This window comes from Streptomyces microflavus, assembly GCF_014650075.1.
In the GTDB taxonomy this organism is placed as follows: Bacteria; Actinomycetota; Actinomycetes; order Streptomycetales; family Streptomycetaceae; genus Streptomyces; species Streptomyces microflavus.
This window is the reverse complement of the sequence record NZ_BMUG01000016.1, coordinates 88162-105624: the sequence shown is the minus strand read 5'-3', so window position 1 is coordinate 105624 and position 17463 is coordinate 88162. Positions and strand designations below refer to the sequence as shown.

The following is a 17463-nucleotide window of genomic DNA, read 5'->3' as shown; positions in this document are numbered from 1 at the left end:
AGCTCGTGCTGGTGCTCACCGGCTGATCGTCCTGCTCCCCGCACACGCGGGGATGGCCCCGGCTCCAGGTCCTCAGCGCGGGTGCGGATGTTCTGCTCCCCGCACACGCGAGGATGGTCCCGACGGCCGGCCCGGCACCCCATCTCGCGGGTGCTGCTCCCCGCGCACGCGGGGATGGTCCCGACTTCGCCCGGCTGTGTGATGCCTTCGACCTCTGCTCCCCGTGCACGGCACGCTCCCGGGCGGCGCGCTCACGGTCCTGCTCGGCGCGCTCTGCGCGTTCGGCGGCCTCTCGGAAAGCGGCTTCCTCATCAAGTTTGACCTCGAGCGTTGCAGCCTCGTGCGCCTTGGCCTCTTCCTGCGGCTTGTACTCCTCGGGCTTCCGCTCCGCGGGCTGCTCCTGCTCGCCCGTGTGCCCCTCATGGTCCGCGATCGCGGCGACGGCGGCGGCGGCGCGGGTCGCGTTGAACTCCTTCTCCGATGCGGTCGCAGTCGGCCTGCGAGGCCATGCGACACCGGGGGTACAGCCCCATCATCACCACGCCCCGGCCGCAGGGCTCGTTGTAGCCGGGGCAGGTGCCGTCCTCGGTCTCGATGACGGGCCTTCCGATCGGTCCAGTCCGGCGTCGTCCTCGTCCGCCTCGCGCCCACCTACTGCAGTGACTGCGGCTGGTGTCCCAAACCGGACTGCGGGCATTGAGCAGTCGAGAGAATCACTCTCGGGAAATCGGCCGATCCAGGAGGATCTGCCACGTGGAAACCGAAATATTGGTCGGCCTGATCGGTCTTGGGGGCGCCCTCGTGGGGGCTGGCGCGACGTTCGCCGGGGTCGTATTCCAGCAGCGTCAGCAGGACCTGAGCGCCAAGAGGCTGCAGCGGCAAGCGCAGACCGCAGGTGCGGCTGACACGATCCTGTTTGACCTGTATGAGCTTCAGCGCGTGGCGCGCCAGGGGAACGACGGCCTCACTGAGTCCGAGCGCGCCGAACGGTATCGGGGTCAGCACGACGCAGTGGCGCGGATCGTGCTGAACGTGCAGCGCATCCCAGACGCTGAACTGCGGTCGCGCCTGCAACAGAACGCCTTCTTCGTGCTCCTGAACCCTCCGGAAGACACGAGGCCCGAGATGGAGCGCCGCGAGGCCACGCTCTGGCTGTGCATGGACTCGATCGAATCGCTAGGTGCCTACCTCCGGAACGAGCCAGCCCCACAACGCAACTCGGCTGTGAAGGACCTGCGCGTTCGATTCGCAGAGTTCTTGGACAGCACCTTCTTCCTTCAAAGCTGAAGCGAAAGACGGGATCAGCCCCACACAGACTGGTCCCCGTCGGCATCATGGCGCCGTGGACGCGAGAGTGGCAGCAGGGTGGTTCGGGTTGATTGGGGCCACCGTCGGCGCCAGCGGAGCCCTAATGGGCGGATGGCTGCAACAGCGGTACCAGGCCAAGCCCGCGAAGGATCAGCGCCGGAACGAACGCCGCCTCGCGGCAGGTCAGGTGGCTCTGGACATGCTCGTACGCCTGCGCCGGCCAGCCAGTCGGAGGCTTCGGTGAAGGCACTGTCCGAGGTGCCCGCATCCCCGTGGCCGCCGTGCTCCTCACCGGGTGCGTGGCCGTATCGGCCGGCCCCCCGGCGCCCCGGCCCACCCAAGCCGCAACGGCCGCTCCGCACGCACTCGCGCCAGACGTCCAGCCCGCAGGCGGTCGGACGTGGTCCGGATCGAATCAGACCACCCCGAGGGTGCCCGTAGCGGCTCGTCGTCCCGGCCGCGCGCCGCTGTCCCCCAGCACCGTGTGGCCGCGCCGGCTTCTGGACCCGGGCCGCCCAGCCGCAGCAGCGCCGCCCGGCACCGGCCCGGCGGCCTGCCGGCCCCGCCCTCCTGGCCCTGTCCCGCAGATGCGGGCGCTGTGCCGGAGTGCCGGAGGAGTCGTATCCGGGGCGGTCTCCCAGCTCTGCTGCCGTCAGACCTACGGCCGCTGAGGCTCCCGCCGGGCCCCTGGGCGATCTTCGTCCGCCCCAACTCTGTAGGGGTCGGGGCGGGACGGGGGCCGCTCAGAACGGCGCCGGGACCGCCTCCCGGGCTTCTTCTGCCTGAGCAGCCGCAACGGCCGCGGCTGCGGCGGCCGCCCACTCCCGCTCGATGCGGTCACGGTCGGCCTGCGAGGACAGGCGGCACTGGCCGCACAGACCCGCGATGACCGCCGGCCTGCCACAGGGCCCGTGGTAGCCGGGGCACATGCCGTCCTCGGCCTCCCGGGCAGGCAGCGTCTCGGCCAGGTGCAGCAGGTACTCCTGCTCCCGGCAGGTAGCGCACTGACCGCCGTCACGGGTCCGGACCGGGCAGGTGTACCCCTCGACCCCCGGTCCCGGGCACAGCGCCCAGCCCAGATGGGCCGCGCACCGGGCCTCGCCCACCACGGCCAGCGTCGGGCACAGACCGTCATCGGCCTCGCAGCCCGGGTGGCGGTCGATACCGCGCCGCAGCTGATCCCGCTCCTCCTGCATGTCCTGCCACCGGGCCGGTGAGGGCGTCGGCCCGTCCTCCCACCGCCGCTCCCCCGGGCCCGAGCCCTCCAGGGCAGGAGCCTGGCGCGGGACAGCAGCGCCCGCTGCGGATCCGGGGACCGGCATCGCGGCCGCGGCCTTGAGGCGGCCGGAGATCACCGCGCCGACCTTACGGCGCAGCGGATCGGGCAGCGGGCGCATGACCAGCTCCCGCAGCAGCGGCACCGGCCACCCCGCCTCCAGCAGGCCCGTCAGCATGACGCCCTGGTCCCGCAGCGTCCGGCCGGTCAGCAGAAGGTCAGGCTGCTCCGCACCGATCGCGAGCAGCAGACCCACCCCGGGCGAGGCATCCACCCGCACCGGACCGGCCGCAGGAACACCCCCCGCCGTTGCTGCCGCCTTTGCCTCCGGCCCACCGGGCTCCAGGGTGGCGTCGTCGGTGACGCCACCCCCCTGCCCGCTACCCCCGGCCGGTACGGGCCCGCCCTCCTGGTCCTCCTCGATGCCGCCGCCCCGTCCGTCCGTCCGCGCCGCAGGCGCTTGCGCCTCGCGCACGCCACTACCCGCAGGGACGGACGGACGGAGGTCCGGAGGGTTCTTGCTGTTCGTCTTCTTCTTGCTGTTCGTCTTCTTAGTGACTCCGGGGTCCCCCGAGTCCCGGGAAACCCCGGACTCGGGGACGACCTGCGGTTTTACCGTGTTTCCCCAGGTCGGCCCCGAGTCCCGGAATTCCCGGAGTCGGGGAACGATCTTGGTCCGGCGCTTCGCGGCCTTCTCGATCGCGGTCTTGGTCGGCGGGATCACCTCGATCCGGCGGGCGTCCGGGTTCTCCTCCTCGATCGCGGCCAGGAGGTCGTCCACCTCGTCATCGGTGGCGGGCACGTCGTAGACGGCCACCTCGGTGGCCCAATGGTTGCCCTCACGCCGCATGTACCGGACCTTGACCACGTAGCGGGCGGCCTGGAGCAGACCCATCGCCCCGGCCATCGCTTCCTCGCCGTACCCGTACCGGTGACCGATCCGGGCCATCGTGATGTCCCAACCGTCCCGATGCCTCAGCAGGATCGTCAGCAGCGCCAACGCCATGAAATCCAGCTGTACCGCATCGTCGATCGTCTCGTTCGGGACCGCCGCGTACCGAGGCGGACGACCACTCCGCTTCCTCACCCGGACACCTCCGCGAGGTGCCCGAACGCCCCTAGGGGGCGGCTGACTGTGAGGCGATGCGCACTGGAAGGGAGGGACCTGGGCATGATCTTCATACCCAGCCCAAGGTCGCGCAGAAAGCCGAATGTGACACGAGAGCCCGAGGACTTTTCCGGCGGGACCGCCGGAGGCCGGCGGAGGGAGTGGTGCGGGCGGTACATGGGTGGATCTCCCCTGAGAGGGGAGCCGTGACCAGCAGATGTGACCTGAAAGAACAGTCCAGTGGTGGCGTTCCGTCAGGCGGGACGCCTATTCTGGGTAGAGGTGACCACAACACCCTTCGCGGGTGTTGCGGGTATCACCCCGGCGAGGTCACCTCACCGGACACGACTCAGAGCTTGGACGCGAGAGTCGATTGCTAGGAAGCGGGTTCCGTTGTGGCGACGGGGCCCGCTTCGCGTTTCTACGGCGGCATCAGGTCGGTCTTCCGGGCAAGCGCCAGGAGCGCAGACGGTCGGCTACGTCGTAGACCGTCAAGCGCAGCGCCTGGATGTCCATGATTAGGTCACGCCAGGACTCATAGGGTGCGTCCAATGACTCGCCGGAGGCCTCGATGTAGGCCGTGGCGACGCCGTACCCGAAGAGCTCGCTGCGGACCGGGAGCGGACGCAGCAGCACAATCTGCTCCAATAGGGCCGCAGCCCGCCAGAAGGCGTCCGGCGCACCCTCGTCCAGGCTGGGGGTGTTGACGCGGTGCCGGGCCACGGCCGCAACCAGTGCGGAGTAGTCCCGCACGGTCAGCTCCTTGCCCAGGAGCTCCTCCTGGCGGTCGAGGAGCCAGCGGATGTCGACGTGAAGATCCACGGGGTCAGGCCACCCGGCGCTGAGGGAGGCCGCCGAAGTCGCGGTCGAAGGCTTCCGCGAACCCCGGACGCGTCACGGCGGCCCGGAAGAGGCCCGTCGCGCGCTTTAGCGTCAGTTGGTTCTCCTCCTCTATCGCCAGCGCGGCGAGATAGCCCTTGACGGTCTGTCCGCGAGCGGCGGCCACGGCGGCGAACCGGTCCCGCGTTTCCGTGTCGATCTTGACGGTTGTGTCACTCATGCCTTCAGCATACTTGGACGGATACTTTTTGGGTGTGCCGTGTTGAGGCACATGTGTCGCCACGGCACCTCCTGCGCGACCCCGCGCTGGCCCGACTTCCGCCCCCGCGCTTTGCAGATACGGAACGTACCGGCATGATCACGGGAATGAGCGACTGGGTCTGGGACCGGAAGACGCGGCAGTTAATCGAGAGCCTGCACAAGGGGGCGGGCCTGGAGACCGGCCTGGCCCGCGGCCCCTACGGCGTCGCAGGCACGATCCGCGGGCGCTACGCATGCCGGGCCTGCGGCCAGGACCTGATCGCACGGGCTCTGAGCCCGACGGCGAAACAGCAGCCCCACTTCCGGCATGAATCCAGCGCCGGATGCCCGGCTCCCGCTGAGCGGCGCCGGAAGGCCGGCCTGGACGACGAGGTGGTCCTCGAACTCCGGGACACTCTCGTGCGGGCGTGGCCGGGCGTGCCCGTCGACCTTGTCCTTGTTCGCGACCCGGAGATCGAGGACGAGGGCGACCCGCCGGCCACCGGGCACCCGCCCGCCATCGTGGTGCGCGGTGCTGAGCAGACCGTGGTCATCGAGCATGTCCGTACGCTGCCCGGCGCGGACCGGATCCTCGCCCGGCAGCGGGCGGTGCGCGCCCAGTTCGGCCCCGGGGCGGCGCATGTGTGGTTCCTGGCCAAGGACCCGATGCAGTTCGCCCGTTGCGGAAAGCTCTCCGTCGCCCCACGCGGCCGGGACAGGACCGTCCACGCCACGATCGCGCCGACCGCGGAGCAGCTTGCCGTGATCACTGCGGGCGGCGGGGTCTACTGGCTCGACGGCAAGCAGGTCCTGATCCCCTACGGAGTCCACGACTTCGTCCACGCCCCTGAGAAGGGCGAAGCGTGGGACTTCCCCGACTGGCGGCGGAAGGTCTGGCCGAACGACTGGCGGATCAGCCACCCGCTGCCCGAGCCGGACGCCACCCGCTGGGGCCTGGTACCCCTGGCTCTGCACCAGATGACCGGGACGAAGGCAACCTTCAGCCTGCGTGAGGCGCGGGAGGTCATGCAGGCGCTGGAAGATGTCCAACGCGCCCGCTGGCGCAGGCGCCGCGCCGATGCACGAGAACTCCACGCCTCCCGCCAGGCTCCCCCGGCTCCCGCGCCGACGTCCGGTCCTTCACCGGCGGCCCCTGTGTCGCCGCACGCACCGGAACTTGCCCAGCCCCGGCAGAAGAAGCCTCCGCCCCCGCAGCCCCAGACGCAGGCCGAAGCCGGGATCGGCGCTCCGGGAGCGGGCACGCAGTCCCCCACGGCGCAGAGTGCCACCTGTCCCCTCCCTGACCGTGACGGCCGACCAACCGGCCCAGTGATTCCGCCGCTCCCCCTTCACCCGCCCCTCAGCCCGCCGCCGCTTCCCTCCAAGGCGCCGGACGTGACAGTGCAGCGCAGGCAGAAGGGGCTGCGCGGCGCACTCCGGCAGCTGCTACGCAAGAAGCACGAGTAGAAGCGGGCCGGCAGCGCCGCCCCCAGCGGGCTGCCCGTGCCGGATGACCCAGGAGGCAGGGTTCGCCTTCTTCCCGGCGCCTTCATCCAGCACTACGACGCTGGCACCAAGGAGAATCCTCTCGCGTCACAGCACCAGACATCCCCCGGCACCAGGCGTCCCATGTACCTCTGCACCAGGCCGGCGGCCGCGACAGGGCCAGTGACGTGCCCGATGGTGGACAGCAACATCAGGGTCAAGCCCGACCGTCAACTGCCGACAAGCGACTACTCCTTCCCAGGTGGCCTTGCCCGCAAAGGTCACGCGGCCGGTGCGACTCTGCGACGTGCTTCGGTGTGGGAGGCTGCCGGTCCGGGGTGGGTGGCTGGCGTCTGGTGCCGGTGACGGAACGCCCGCCCCGCACCATTCCCGCACCGCCAGGATGAACAGCGTGCGGCGCGCGTCGGGTTGGCGCCCATCACCGAGGTAGGGAGCGTTTTCGTGGAACCGTTGGTGCTGTGCGCAGCGCTCTGGGCCGGGGCGGTCCTGGCGGTAACGGGATGTGCAAGGCGGTGGCGAGCCGGTGCTGATCAGATGTGGTCGGCGAAGTGGAAGGCGCTGGCGGGGGCTTTGGCCGTGACAGCGTTACCGGCTGTCATGACGGCCCGGTTCGTACCGCACGGCGCGCAGGTCCTGCTGGAGGGGGCCGTTTGGATGCTGCTGATGGCCTCGGCCTGCTCGGTGCTTGCCGGATGGGTTGCCTCGCACCGCAGCCAGGCCCAGGCGCGGGCGGTCCGCCAAGGCCTTGGACTGCCCATCGAGCGGAAACTGTGGGACCCGCTGACCATCGTGCTCCTCTGGCTTGCGGCCGCGACCCTCTCCGTCGCAGCCGTGGCCGTTGTCGCCGCCCGGTTCGTGGAGGCGCACTACGCACCCGGGACCGCCGGTGCCAGGGCGGGAACGGAAGCGATCACCTCGCTCCTGGCCCTGACGACCGGCGGTTTCATCGCTGCCGGCCTGCTGCACGCCCTCATCCAGCACCAGCGGCGGGCACGGGAGCAGCGCCGCGTCCGCACAGTCGACCAGCAGTACCTCAACGAGGCCAACGGATAGGGCCAGCGCGTAGAACGCCGGTCGAGAAGTGGGGCCGGTATGGGTCCGCCGTGACACAACAGAAGGCCCTCACCGGCGGCTGGTCGGTGAGGGCCGTTGGGTGTTCAGAGTGCGAGGGTGAATCCCCAGCCGGGATCCGAATCCTGACGGTCTGCGGACGTTGCGGTAGGTGTCATGGCCGGAGCGTACGCCCGGCAAAGCGTTGGGAACAGGCCCGCATTTCTTGCTGCCTGCCAGGGGCGTCAGCACATGGACAGCTGCTCATGTTCGGGGAAGTCGAAGTGCGTGATCCGCCCTTCGTGCCCTGCCTCCTCCAGCTCCTTGGCTTCCTGGGGGCTGCGGACCAGAGCGGGCTCCTCCCGGGCCCTGGGCGAGGCTGTCACCAGGCTCGGGCATGGGCGTACGACTCCGTACAAGAAACGGCGGCGGTTTCGCTGGCAGTACAGCGGCACTCCGTAAGCGAACGTCGGATCCATCTTCGGTTCATCGGGGATCGTCAGCCACAGCTTCTCCTCGCGCCAGGCCCGCTCGGCCACCGCGGCGAACAGCTCGTCGATCTGCTGCTTCGACAACCGGCGCCACCACAACGTCGCCTCTGCCACGGTCTGACGCTCGCGTTCCTCCCGCTCGGCCTGCTCCACCGCGAGACGTCTGGCCTCCTCGGCCTCCTCCTGGGCGCGCTGAGCCTTCTCCTCGGCCCACCGCTTGTCCCGCTCCGCCCTGCGGATGCGGGCCTCCTCCTCCCATTGTTTGCGCAGGCGTTCGGCCTCTTCCGCCTTCCGGATCCGCTCCTTCTCCTCCAGCTCCTTACGCCGCTGCTCCGCCTCCTTCTCCTGCTGCTGGCGTCGGGCCTCGCGCTGCTCCTTCGCCGCTTCCTGGCGCCGGCGCGTCAGCTCATGCCGGGTCTGGTCCTCGGACGACTTCAGCGACGTCCACCACCGTCCTCGCCTAAACCGCAGCTGCTCGCCGTCGACCACACGCCGCACCCGCCGGTAGCGGGGGTAACTCTCGACCGACACGAGCTGTCCGTTGAGCACCCACCGGACGAACTGCGGCAGCCGCTCCTCGCGGAAGGCCCAGCCGCCGGCGCGGTAGTCGAACCCTGCGACTCCGTCGTCCACCATCCATGCCTGCTCCCGGTCCGCCGGGGCCCGCACCCGGACCGCGGGCACGGCGCTGATCCACTGCGGGGGCTTCTTGTTCGGGGACACCCAGCACACCCGGATGTCCTCGGCCCGGTAGCGCTCGGTCCGCTCGTGGATGTCGTCGACGGTGATCGGGGACAACTGGGCTTCCCAGGCCATGCGCTGGGTGCCGTCGGTCGAGGTGGCCATGACGTCCGCGCGCCACGAGCCGTCCGCGGCAGGGACTTCCAGCTCGGCGAACCACCCGGCTTCCCGGATCGCGGCCGCCATCTCCAGCTTCAGCATGTGGTGCTCCCACGACTCGTTGGCCAGCTCGCACGACGGCGGCCGCCCGGGGTCATGGGCGAAGAAGGGCATTCCCTGCCCGGAGACCTTGGCGTGCAGGCTCCATTCGCACTCGGGGCAGACGAGCGGAGGCCGGGGACGAACCTTGTGGACCTGGGACCACTTCAGCTTCTGGCCGAGGTCGGGGAGCGTGGCGTCGAGGCGGCCGAGGCCGGTGTGCAGCGCGGTGAAAGGCATGAATCGCATCTCCTGGCGATCCGGCGAAACGCGGCGTAGCTGACAGGTAAGGAGATAGCAGCCGGCACTGACAATTGAGTCGGATCACTGTCGTTGGTGGGCCTGGGCGGCAGGGCAGGGATGCTCTGGCTACTCAAGGTCGGCGAGGCTCAAGTGCGTGATGTGCGCGGCCCGCAGGCCACTCGCCTGCAGTTCCTGGGCCTCCCTGGCGTTGAGGGCGAAGACCCGCTGGAAGACAAGTTGCGGAGAGAGAGGGACCAGCTCCGGGCAAGGCCGCACAATCCCGTAAAGGCCGTTGGAGGCGTGGACCGGCACTCCGTAGGCGAAACTCGCCGCTACTCCACCCCCCTGAGGGATTCGAACCTCAAGCCCCTCGCGTCTCCGAGCGGCGTCGAAAACAGCTCTGAACAGGCTTTCCACCCCCGTGCGGGAAAGCAGAGCCCACCAAGCCTCCGCCGTCGAATGCGCCCGCGACTCCAGTTCCTGGAGGGCAGCCCGGCGCTGAGCTTCGAGCTCCTGCTGCCGCGCGAACTCCCGGGCCCGACGTTCCCGGACCTCCGCCCGGTGCCGAGCCACTTCCTCGTCGCGCAGCGCCCGCTGCCGGGCCGCCTCCGCGTCGCGTTGTACAGACGGCCGCCGGGAAGCCATCTTCCTCTCCCGCTTCTGCGCCTCCCTCTGCGCCAGGATCTCCTGGCGCCTCTTCTGGGCTTTCAGGCCCGCCGGGGACGCCAGCCACACCCTCCGGCGCTCCCGTGAGGCGTTCTCCAGTTCCTGTCTGCGGGCCTCTCGCTGACGCGCGGCCTCTTCCCGCCGCTCACGCTCCCATTCGTACGAACTCTGCGCTTCCGCGGACTGGCGCGAGGTCCACCACAGATCGCGGACGAACCAGTGGTGCTCCCCGCCGACCAGGCGCAGCACCTCGCGGTGTTTCGGCAGGCTTCGACAGGGACGTAACTGGCCGCGCACCACCCATTGCACGAACCGGGTGAGCTCGGCCTCCTGGAAGGACCAGGTGCCCTCGGCGAAGCCTCCGAGCCCGTCGTCCACGACCCATGGTTCGTCGGCCTCCTCCGGCACTCGGACACGCACGGACGGTACCGATCCCAGCCACACAGACGGCTGTTTGTGGGGCGAAACCCAGCACACAGCGATGTCCTCAGCCATGTACCGGTCGGTGCGGGCCTGAATGTCCTCCACCGTGATCGGTGAAAGCTGGGCCTCCCACGCCATTCGCCGCTCACCATCGGGCGAGGAAGCCATCACGTCGGCCCGCCACGAGCCGTCGTCAGCAGCGACCTCAAGTTGCGCGAACCACCCCGCCGCACGGATGGCACCGGCCATCTCCAGCTTCAGCATGTGGTGCTCCCAGGACTCGTTCGCCAGGGAGCACTCCGGCGGCCGCCCGCGGTCATGGCAGAAGAACCGCACGCGGCTCGGCGAATGCTTGGCGTGGACACCCCACCCGCACTCAGGACAGCTGAGGAAGACGCGCGGCGAGACCTTATAGACGTGGCCCCATTCCAGCCCGGCCCCGAGCTCCGGCTGAGTGGCGTCGATCCGGCCCGACTCCGGATGAAAAGCAACGAAAGGCATATGGATGCATCTCCTGAACGATCACCCGCATACAGCGGAAATCTGACAGGACAGCAAATAGCAGACGACACTGACAGTCACTTCTGGACCGCAGGCCTGAGAGCTCCAGTGCACCCCCGGAGGCCCGCCCGGTGCCACGGACAGATGCCAGCTCAGCGTTCCCGGCAGATGTCCCATTCCCGGTCGGCGTTGGCGCGAACGGCGTCACGGTCGCTGTCGGTGCAGCCGTCCTCCAGCCCGGGTCGTGCTGGCCCCGTGCTGCGGTCCTGGCGTACGAGGTGGTCGGCGACGAGGTCCTAGCTGGCGGGCCACCGAAGCTGGAATTGTCTGGCACGTTCCGGGTGCGGGTGGCTGCTGCGAGGCTTGCAGTGCCACCCAGGCGTCGCGGCGCAATCGGGACAGACGATGTCCTTCACCGTCCATGACGGGGCTGTTGTCGAGTCCCGACTGGTCCGTGGTTCCCGCTTGACCGGCTTCGCTTCCGGAGCGGGCCCTCGTCCTCTCCGTGCGTTCTGGCCGACCTCTTGCGGTGTGTCCCGGGTCTGCGCCGCCTTCGGGGGCAGTCTGACTCGTTCGTCATGAGGGGACAGCCGCCAGGTCCACTTCCCCCGGCCGTCGTTGTCGAGGCATTCCTTGCCCGCCGCGGACAGGCAGATCGGGCACTCTCGGTGAATCCAGTAGCGTCGTAGAACAGGTTTCGTAGCTGGGGGCGGCGTGGTCTTCCCCAGCCGAGTGCTGTCTCGCGGCTGCCTGTCCTGTGCGTAAGAAGCACTGTGGTGCCTCTGCTTCCACTGCGCGATCTGACGCTTGTGGTGGATCGTCAGCCGTCCGCCGGCGATGCTCGCGCAGCGGTCGAGTTCCTCGATCTCTCTCCCCAGGTCCTCATACTTCCCGCGACGCAGATTGTTGAGGATCTTTCCGACACTGCTTGCAGCGTCCGCGGACTCAGTCTTGGCGGCCACCTGCGCCTGGATTCTCCTCTGCGTCACAAGGGCCGCAGCAGCGAGGTGCTCAGCCGCCCGGTCGACAACAGCTTGCTCACTGCTGGTACGCCCGTCGGCAGCCGACGATTTGATCTTCCCCAGCAGGGAACGGACATGCTGAGAGTCTTGTGCCTCAAGGGCTTGCTCTAGGCTGGAGACCAGCTCGCGGCGTGACTCGGCCAGTTCCTCTCTCCAGACCTGAGCCTCTGCCACTGCGACATCCAGTGCCGCCCGCACCGACTCGCTCACCCCTTCCAGCTGGGCGATCTGCCAGCAGACGTGATCGGCGGAACTTTCGTTCCTGAATACGCGTGCGTCGACCAACCGGCTCAGAAGAGCGCGCGCCCGGGCGTCCGGAGACGTCTCCTTACGGGCTCTGGGCGGGGACCACCGCGGTGATGGTGCGGTGCGGGACTCCACGATGCGCCGCACCGCCGGCGTGGAGAGTCCGCGCTGTGTCATCGCGCATTCGTTCAGCCCGAACCACTCCGTGGGCCGGGCGAAGGCCTCGGTGCCGATCTGGACCTGGCGGGTGGTGCCCTGACTGTCCAGCCGGATGCGGTGGACGTACCACCGGCGGATTAGTGTGCCCGGGTCCACGGGCACAGAAACTCCGAGCACCGGTTCATGGCCCTCTTGATCCCAGTCAGGTGTGACCTCGCTGTCCAAGTGCACGCGCAGCGCGTTGTGCTGAAGCTGGATATCGACTACGGATCCGATCCGGGCCCCGTCCGGCCGCGCGAAGTCGAAATCGGCCCTCTCGCCCCGGGAACGCAGCCAGGCAGTTGTCGCGGACTTCACGTACAGGTGATCCGCGCTGTTCACGCCTCGGGAAGAGCGACCGCACAGAGGCCGATGCCCTTCGCCCCCGGGATTGTGTGCGAAGTGGCAGACCCGGTCGGTGTAGAGCTTCGTCGTCAGTTGGCCCCCGCAGCCCCCGAGGAGGAGCCCGCACCAGAAGGAGTGGTGCTCGTGACGGAGGCGAAAAGCGTCCAGCTCGATGGCCTCCAGCGGCAAGACGAGTGGATCCTCCGAATCCGCACTGCCGAGAACCGCTGTCTGGATCTGCCGTCTATCACGCCGCACGCGCCCTCCTGTTCCTCTCAACTCAACAAAGCGTGACAGCCGGCCCCTTCCCCTCGCAGCCGATCACCCTTGTTTACCCACCCGGTGCCTACCGCGAATCACGCCGTAAGGTCCAGCCGCTCGGGCGCGGCCGCCGCAGGCGTGATGGTGGCCAGCCCGGCGCGTTCTGCGGCGAGGCGTTGCAGGGCCCGAGCGCGCGAGACGTCGCTGGGCCGGACCCGCTGCTGAGGCAGCCTCAGTCGAGGTCCCACATCCTCCGGTCGTTGAGGAAGAGGTGTCCTACCTCGAAGGCGGTGCGTAAGACATCGACGCCTTCGGATGCGTAGTCGACCGGGGGCGCTGCTAGGAATTGCGCCACCTCGCGTGCCAGCTCCGGGGGTACCGAGCCTTGCTTCTCAGCGATCGAGAAGAAGACGTGGTGGGCTGTGTCGATGAGTCTGCTGAGACGTTCAGCCGTAGTGACCTCTGGCCCCGTGGAGGGGTCGTCGAGGAGGAACGAGTCTGTACGGATGCTCTGTTCCAGCGCAAAGTCAGCAAGTGTCAGCGGTCGTCCGTAAGCATCGTGGAGCCAGTCGGCCCCCACTTCTCCGAACTCGTCGATCAATGTCTCATCGGGACATGTCTGCTCGTAGCAGGGGTGTTTGGGTCTGGGTGGAGGTACCGGGGTGGCGAGCCGGAGGCGGAGCTCCTTGCGTTGGGCTGCGGACGGCTTTGGGCGGCGCTTTCGAGATTTTGGCATGTCCTCTTCCGTTCCAGTCGGCCAGCCGCTGACACGGGCCCGCCCATCGTCACTCGCATCTGCATCGAGCCGCACTGACTCAACGCGTCACTGGCACGACAATCACGCTGTACGGTCCAGCCGCTGCGGCGCGGCCGCAGCCGGGGCGATGGTGGTCAGCCCGGCGCGTTCGGCGGCGAGGCGTTGCAGGGCCCGTGCCCGGGATGCGTCGCTGGGTCGCACCTGCTGCTGGGCGGCTGCTTTGGCTTGGAGTTCTTCGAGGGCCTGGCGGCCGTCGGCGAAGTTGTCCTCCGGTTCCCGGAGCCGTTCACGGAGCTGCCGTTCGGCCGCCTTCTGAATCTTCGGGTTGGTGTGCTGCTGCCTGGTCCAGGTAGCGCGGTGGGCGGCGATGGCCTCGCGGTAGCCCTCCGGCGGATCCGGCCGCTGCAGCGGCGCGGTGGGTGCGGTCGGCTGCGGGGCCACTTCGGCGGCCGCCGTGGCGGGGCCGGCCCTTACGGGGGCGGGCGGTAGGACGTGCAGGGCGCGGACGTTCACGCCAGGCACCCGCTCGTTGGCCGCCGCGATCAGCTTCGGTGCGCTCCAGCGCAGTTGCGTCCCGGCTGCCGGAAGGTCGGGGACAACGTCCAGGCGGCCGATCTTTGCGTCGAATGCCACGGCCTGGACCCGCCCGGCGAGCTCGGGCACGACCGCCACGAGGATGGTGTCGAAGTCGGCGAGGACGCTGCCGCCGGCGGCCGGGGCGGCCATGCCGCGCTCGGTCATCATCATGCCGATCGCGCCGCCCAGCCCGAGTGGCTCACGGCCCTCGCGCCGTACGACGCTGGTGGTGCGCCGCTTCGGCTTCTTAGCGGTGGCACCGTTCTTCCTCGCCGCCTCCCGGGCCGCGAGCAGGGCCTGGCGCGCCAGGTCGACGCCGCTCGGCTCGGTGGTCATGCGATCACCGCCCCGGACATGTCGGCGTCCAGCTGGCGGGCGGCGAGCTCGGGCAGCCGGTCCGTCCACGGCACGGCCACGGCCTGCTCGGTCCGGTCGGCGCCCTGCTCGCGCAGCTGCTTCAGCCGCGTCGCGAGCAGGTACTCGGCAGCGCGCTCCCGGGCGGTGTCGGCGGCCTTCGTCGCCGCCGCGACGGCGTCCGCACCGTTCGGGTTGTGCCGGAACCAGCGCCGCCCCTGCTCGGTCTTGAAGGCCCGCCGGGCCTCCGCGTCAGCTTCCTCGGTCCGGGCCAGCCGCCCCAGCGCGCTGCTGCGGAATTCCGGCAGCGCCGCCTCCACCGCCCGCAGCGCGCCGAAAGCGAGCACGGCCGCCGCGCCGATCGGGTCGGCGTCCAGCTCGCCGGACGGTGCCGAGTCCAGGAACGCCCGCCGGGCACGCTCGATATCGGCAGCCAGCGAGGCCCGGACGTCGGCGGTGACGGCGTCGACGTCGGCCTGGTCGGCGAGGTCGGCCGCCCAGGTGGCCGCGACCATCCCGGCCTCCACGACCAGGGTCTCGGTCCGGCGCCGGTAGCCGCACGCCTCGCACAGTCCCCCGGCCTGCTGCTGCCCGCAGTCCTCACACGCCAGCGCCTGACGAACCGCCTCAGCGGCAGCCGCGGCCGCACGCTCGTCCTCCGCCCGCTCCTGGTCAGCCGCACGAACCGCAGCACGCCGGGCCTTCTCCGCACGGGCCTGCTCCTGCCGCCGCATGAGGTCCCCCGCCTCGCCAGCAGCATGCTCGCGCAGCCGCTCCTCGAGGACGCGGCGGCGCTCTTCGCCGCCCAGGTGAGGCAGTTCCCGGTCGATCTCCGCAGCGGTCCGAGCACGGTGAGCGCGCCTGATGTGGATTACGTTGCCGCAGTTCCCGCACTCGCCGCCGGTGTCCAGGCGGGTGCCGTCGTCGCACCGCCGGTCCGAGCACGAGGGCCGCCGCACCAGGCCCCGGCCGATCAGCCACCCGAACGGCTCTCTGATCAAGGCCTCGCCGCCGGTCTCCTCCAGGCGGTCGGTGAGCCGGTCGGCCAGCAGCCGCGGCGCTCGCTCCGCTGCCACGCCCAAGCCCGTCAGCTGCGAGAGCTCCGCCTTCGCTGCCGCCGCCACCTGGTCCTGCTGCCAGCCGGACAGCCGCTCCCACAGCCACGACACCGGCCCCAGTGCCACCCGCAGACCAAGATCAGCAGGCAGGCCCACCCGCTGCTGCTGCGTCTTTCCACCACCCACAGCCTTCGGCCAACCACCGGCCCCAGCCCCGGCAGCGCGCTGTCCTGCCTGTTCATCGACCGAGGACTCCTTCGGCTTTTCCCCGCGGAGCGGGCCGCCCTCCGCCACCGGCAACCCGGTCCCGACAGCGCTGGTCTCGCCCCCGACGGCTTGGTCCTCGCCCGCGCCCGCGCGCTCCGGCCGACGGCCCTTCGTCCCACGGCCTTCGCCGGAAAAGCCACCAGAGAGCTGCGGAGGAACGACGGGAGTAACCAGGTGAGGGTGATCAGTGTGAAGGGTTGCCGTAGCGTCGGGCTCTGCGGATGCAGCCCTCCCGACCTCCTCAACCTCGCTGACCTGCACTGTTTCCCCGGCCCTTGGAGCCTCACTAGGCCCTGCCGTATCGTCGGGGTCTGAAAAATCGGGATCCGGAGCCTCCACACGCTCCTCCTGCACGTCGGCGACCGCCCTATTGCCGTGCGCGGCGGCGACAGCCGGCACCACCAGCCGACTGCGCTGGTTCAGCTTGGACACCGTCTTCATCCGAGGCCGCCGCACCAGCTGCATGTCCTCCAGCCGCTCCAACACCTGCTCTGCCGTCGACAGGGTGCAGCCCAACAGCCGGGCCAGAGTCGCCACTGGGCGGCCGCGCCGGGTATCCACGCTGCCGCCGCGCTGCCGTACCCACCCGTTCTCCCGCGCCTCCAGCACCAGCAGCAGCAGCGCCAACCGGTCCGTCGCCGCACCCCGGCCTGTACGCGGACCGAGCAGCCCGGCCGGAGTGGCCGAGCCGTCCCTGTGCGCCCAGCCCGGGGCCATCACGGCCTCCATCAGCGCCAGGAACGTCGCGAGCTCCTTCTTCACCAGGTTCAGCGGGTGCCCCGCCACGCCCTGAGCCGCCCACATGGGCTGCACACGGCACAGCAGCCCGTCGTGCTGCTTGAATTCGCCTTCCGCCGTCTCCACCGTGACCAGACCGGACTCCTGCAGGGCCGGGACGACCGCCGTAGCGGTGCGGGACTTGGACAGACCGATCCACCGGCCCAGCTCCGCCGTACGGATCTCCACCTCACCCGACTCCGACGGTGTCCGCGACGCCAGCACCACCACCGCCAGACGTACCGGATCCGGCATACCAGCCAGACCATCGGCGTCCAGCAGCGCACGGACCGCACCCTTCAGCCGCGCACAGGTGCCCCTGCCCAGGGCCAGCGGGTGTCCGGCCTTGCGCTTCGGTGCGGGCCCGGCCTGGGCGGGAAGAGGCCCGAAGCGCGTGCGCACACCGCGCTGCGCCGGCCGAAGCCGGGCTCGCGAACGCCCGAACGAAGCCTCGTCGACCGAGTTGTCGACGACCTCCCAGACGTCGTGGTCCAGCAGGGCGGCCGACGCCGCGCCCGCGCTCACAGGGCCCCACCGCTATACCGGGTGACTGACCCGTACAAGTACGTTCCTACAACAGACGAGAAGCGTGTCGTAAAAGGCGTAAAAGCGGATGAAGCGACCGGCGATCCCGTCACACGGGACGATCCGGCCAACCAAACCAGCTCGAAACGGGCAGGGGTCGGCTTTTCATAAACCGGGAAGTCGGGCACTATGACGAGGACCAACCTTCATATGGACGCCCGACCGCGACCAGGCCCCTGCCAAGGGACCAAACCGTGAGCGAGCGCTCGTATGGACGGAGCCCCGAGCACCGACGGCCTGCCAAAGCCGCTGGAATTCGGGGTGAAGCTGAGACCGACCTTCAGGAGCCCCCTGCCAAAGGGGCTCCCGGACTGACGATCAGGGTGGCCCGCTTGCCAAAGCGGACCGGGTGCCCGCCTGCCAAGGCGGGGTTTTGCTGGGTATAGATCAGCTCAAGGAGCTGTAGCTCAGGACCGGGGCCAACCG

General features: G+C 69.7%; 12 protein-coding genes. 3 read left to right on the top strand and 9 right to left on the bottom strand.

Annotation, left to right across the window (positions count from 1 at the left end; translation table 11 throughout):
* The first annotated feature begins 753 nt into the window (after nucleotides 1-753).
* Nucleotides 754-1287 (top strand): hypothetical protein, encoded by a 534-nt coding sequence (locus IE264_RS34475; RefSeq protein WP_190167831.1) that lies wholly within the window; start codon nucleotides 754-756, stop codon nucleotides 1285-1287.
* Nucleotides 1288-2051: 764 nt separating this feature from the next.
* On the opposite strand, the gene IE264_RS34470 is transcribed toward IE264_RS34475, so the two are convergent.
* The 3 genes from IE264_RS34470 to IE264_RS34460 all read right to left on the bottom strand — a co-directional run bounded on the left by IE264_RS34470 (nucleotide 2052) and on the right by IE264_RS34460 (nucleotide 4752).
* Nucleotides 2052-3671 (bottom strand): hypothetical protein, encoded by a 1620-nt coding sequence (locus tag IE264_RS34470; RefSeq protein WP_190167830.1) that lies wholly within the window; start codon nucleotides 3669-3671, stop codon nucleotides 2052-2054.
* Nucleotides 3672-4124: 453 nt separating this feature from the next.
* Complete coding sequence (locus IE264_RS34465) at nucleotides 4125-4514, bottom strand: toxin Doc (protein WP_190167829.1); 390 nt, start codon at nucleotides 4512-4514, stop codon at nucleotides 4125-4127.
* 4 nt (nucleotides 4515-4518) lie between these two features.
* Nucleotides 4519-4752, bottom strand: a complete 234-nt coding sequence (locus tag IE264_RS34460; protein WP_190167828.1) for an antitoxin MazE7 — start codon at nucleotides 4750-4752, stop codon at nucleotides 4519-4521.
* Between the two features lie 146 nt (nucleotides 4753-4898).
* Between IE264_RS34460 and IE264_RS34455 the strand changes: the two genes are divergently transcribed.
* Nucleotides 4899-6239, top strand: coding sequence for a hypothetical protein (locus tag IE264_RS34455; protein WP_190167827.1), 1341 nt, complete (start codon nucleotides 4899-4901; stop codon nucleotides 6237-6239).
* 615 nt (nucleotides 6240-6854) lie between these two features.
* Nucleotides 6855-7331: a hypothetical protein gene (locus tag IE264_RS34450; protein ID WP_190167826.1), complete on the top strand. Its 477-nt coding sequence runs from the start codon at nucleotides 6855-6857 to the stop codon at nucleotides 7329-7331.
* Nucleotides 7332-7573: 242 nt separating this feature from the next.
* On the opposite strand, the gene IE264_RS34445 is transcribed toward IE264_RS34450, so the two are convergent.
* The 6 genes from IE264_RS34445 to IE264_RS38510 form a co-directional block, all read right to left on the bottom strand.
* Complete coding sequence (locus tag IE264_RS34445) at nucleotides 7574-8998, bottom strand: competence protein CoiA family protein (RefSeq protein ID WP_190167825.1); 1425 nt, start codon at nucleotides 8996-8998, stop codon at nucleotides 7574-7576.
* 129 nt (nucleotides 8999-9127) lie between these two features.
* Nucleotides 9128-10591, bottom strand: a complete 1464-nt coding sequence (locus tag IE264_RS34440; RefSeq protein ID WP_190167824.1) for a competence protein CoiA family protein — start codon at nucleotides 10589-10591, stop codon at nucleotides 9128-9130.
* Between the two features lie 296 nt (nucleotides 10592-10887).
* Entirely contained in the window at nucleotides 10888-12591 is a 1704-nt protein-coding gene (locus tag IE264_RS34435) for a zinc finger domain-containing protein (protein ID WP_190167823.1), read from the bottom strand.
* A gap of 304 nt (nucleotides 12592-12895) precedes the next feature.
* Nucleotides 12896-13264 carry a hypothetical protein gene (locus IE264_RS34430; protein ID WP_190167822.1) on the bottom strand — a complete coding sequence of 123 codons (369 nt, stop codon included), beginning with the start codon at nucleotides 13262-13264 and terminating at the stop codon, nucleotides 12896-12898.
* A 237-nt stretch (nucleotides 13265-13501) separates the two neighbouring features.
* Nucleotides 13502-14332, bottom strand: coding sequence for a DciA family protein (locus tag IE264_RS34425; RefSeq protein ID WP_190167821.1), 831 nt, complete (start codon nucleotides 14330-14332; stop codon nucleotides 13502-13504).
* On the bottom strand, nucleotides 14329-16977 hold the full coding sequence (locus tag IE264_RS38510) for a hypothetical protein (RefSeq protein WP_268247733.1): 2649 nt from the start codon (nucleotides 16975-16977) through the stop codon (nucleotides 14329-14331). Before IE264_RS38510 ends, IE264_RS34425 begins: the two co-directional genes overlap by 4 nt.
* Between the last annotated feature and the right edge of the window lie 486 nt (nucleotides 16978-17463).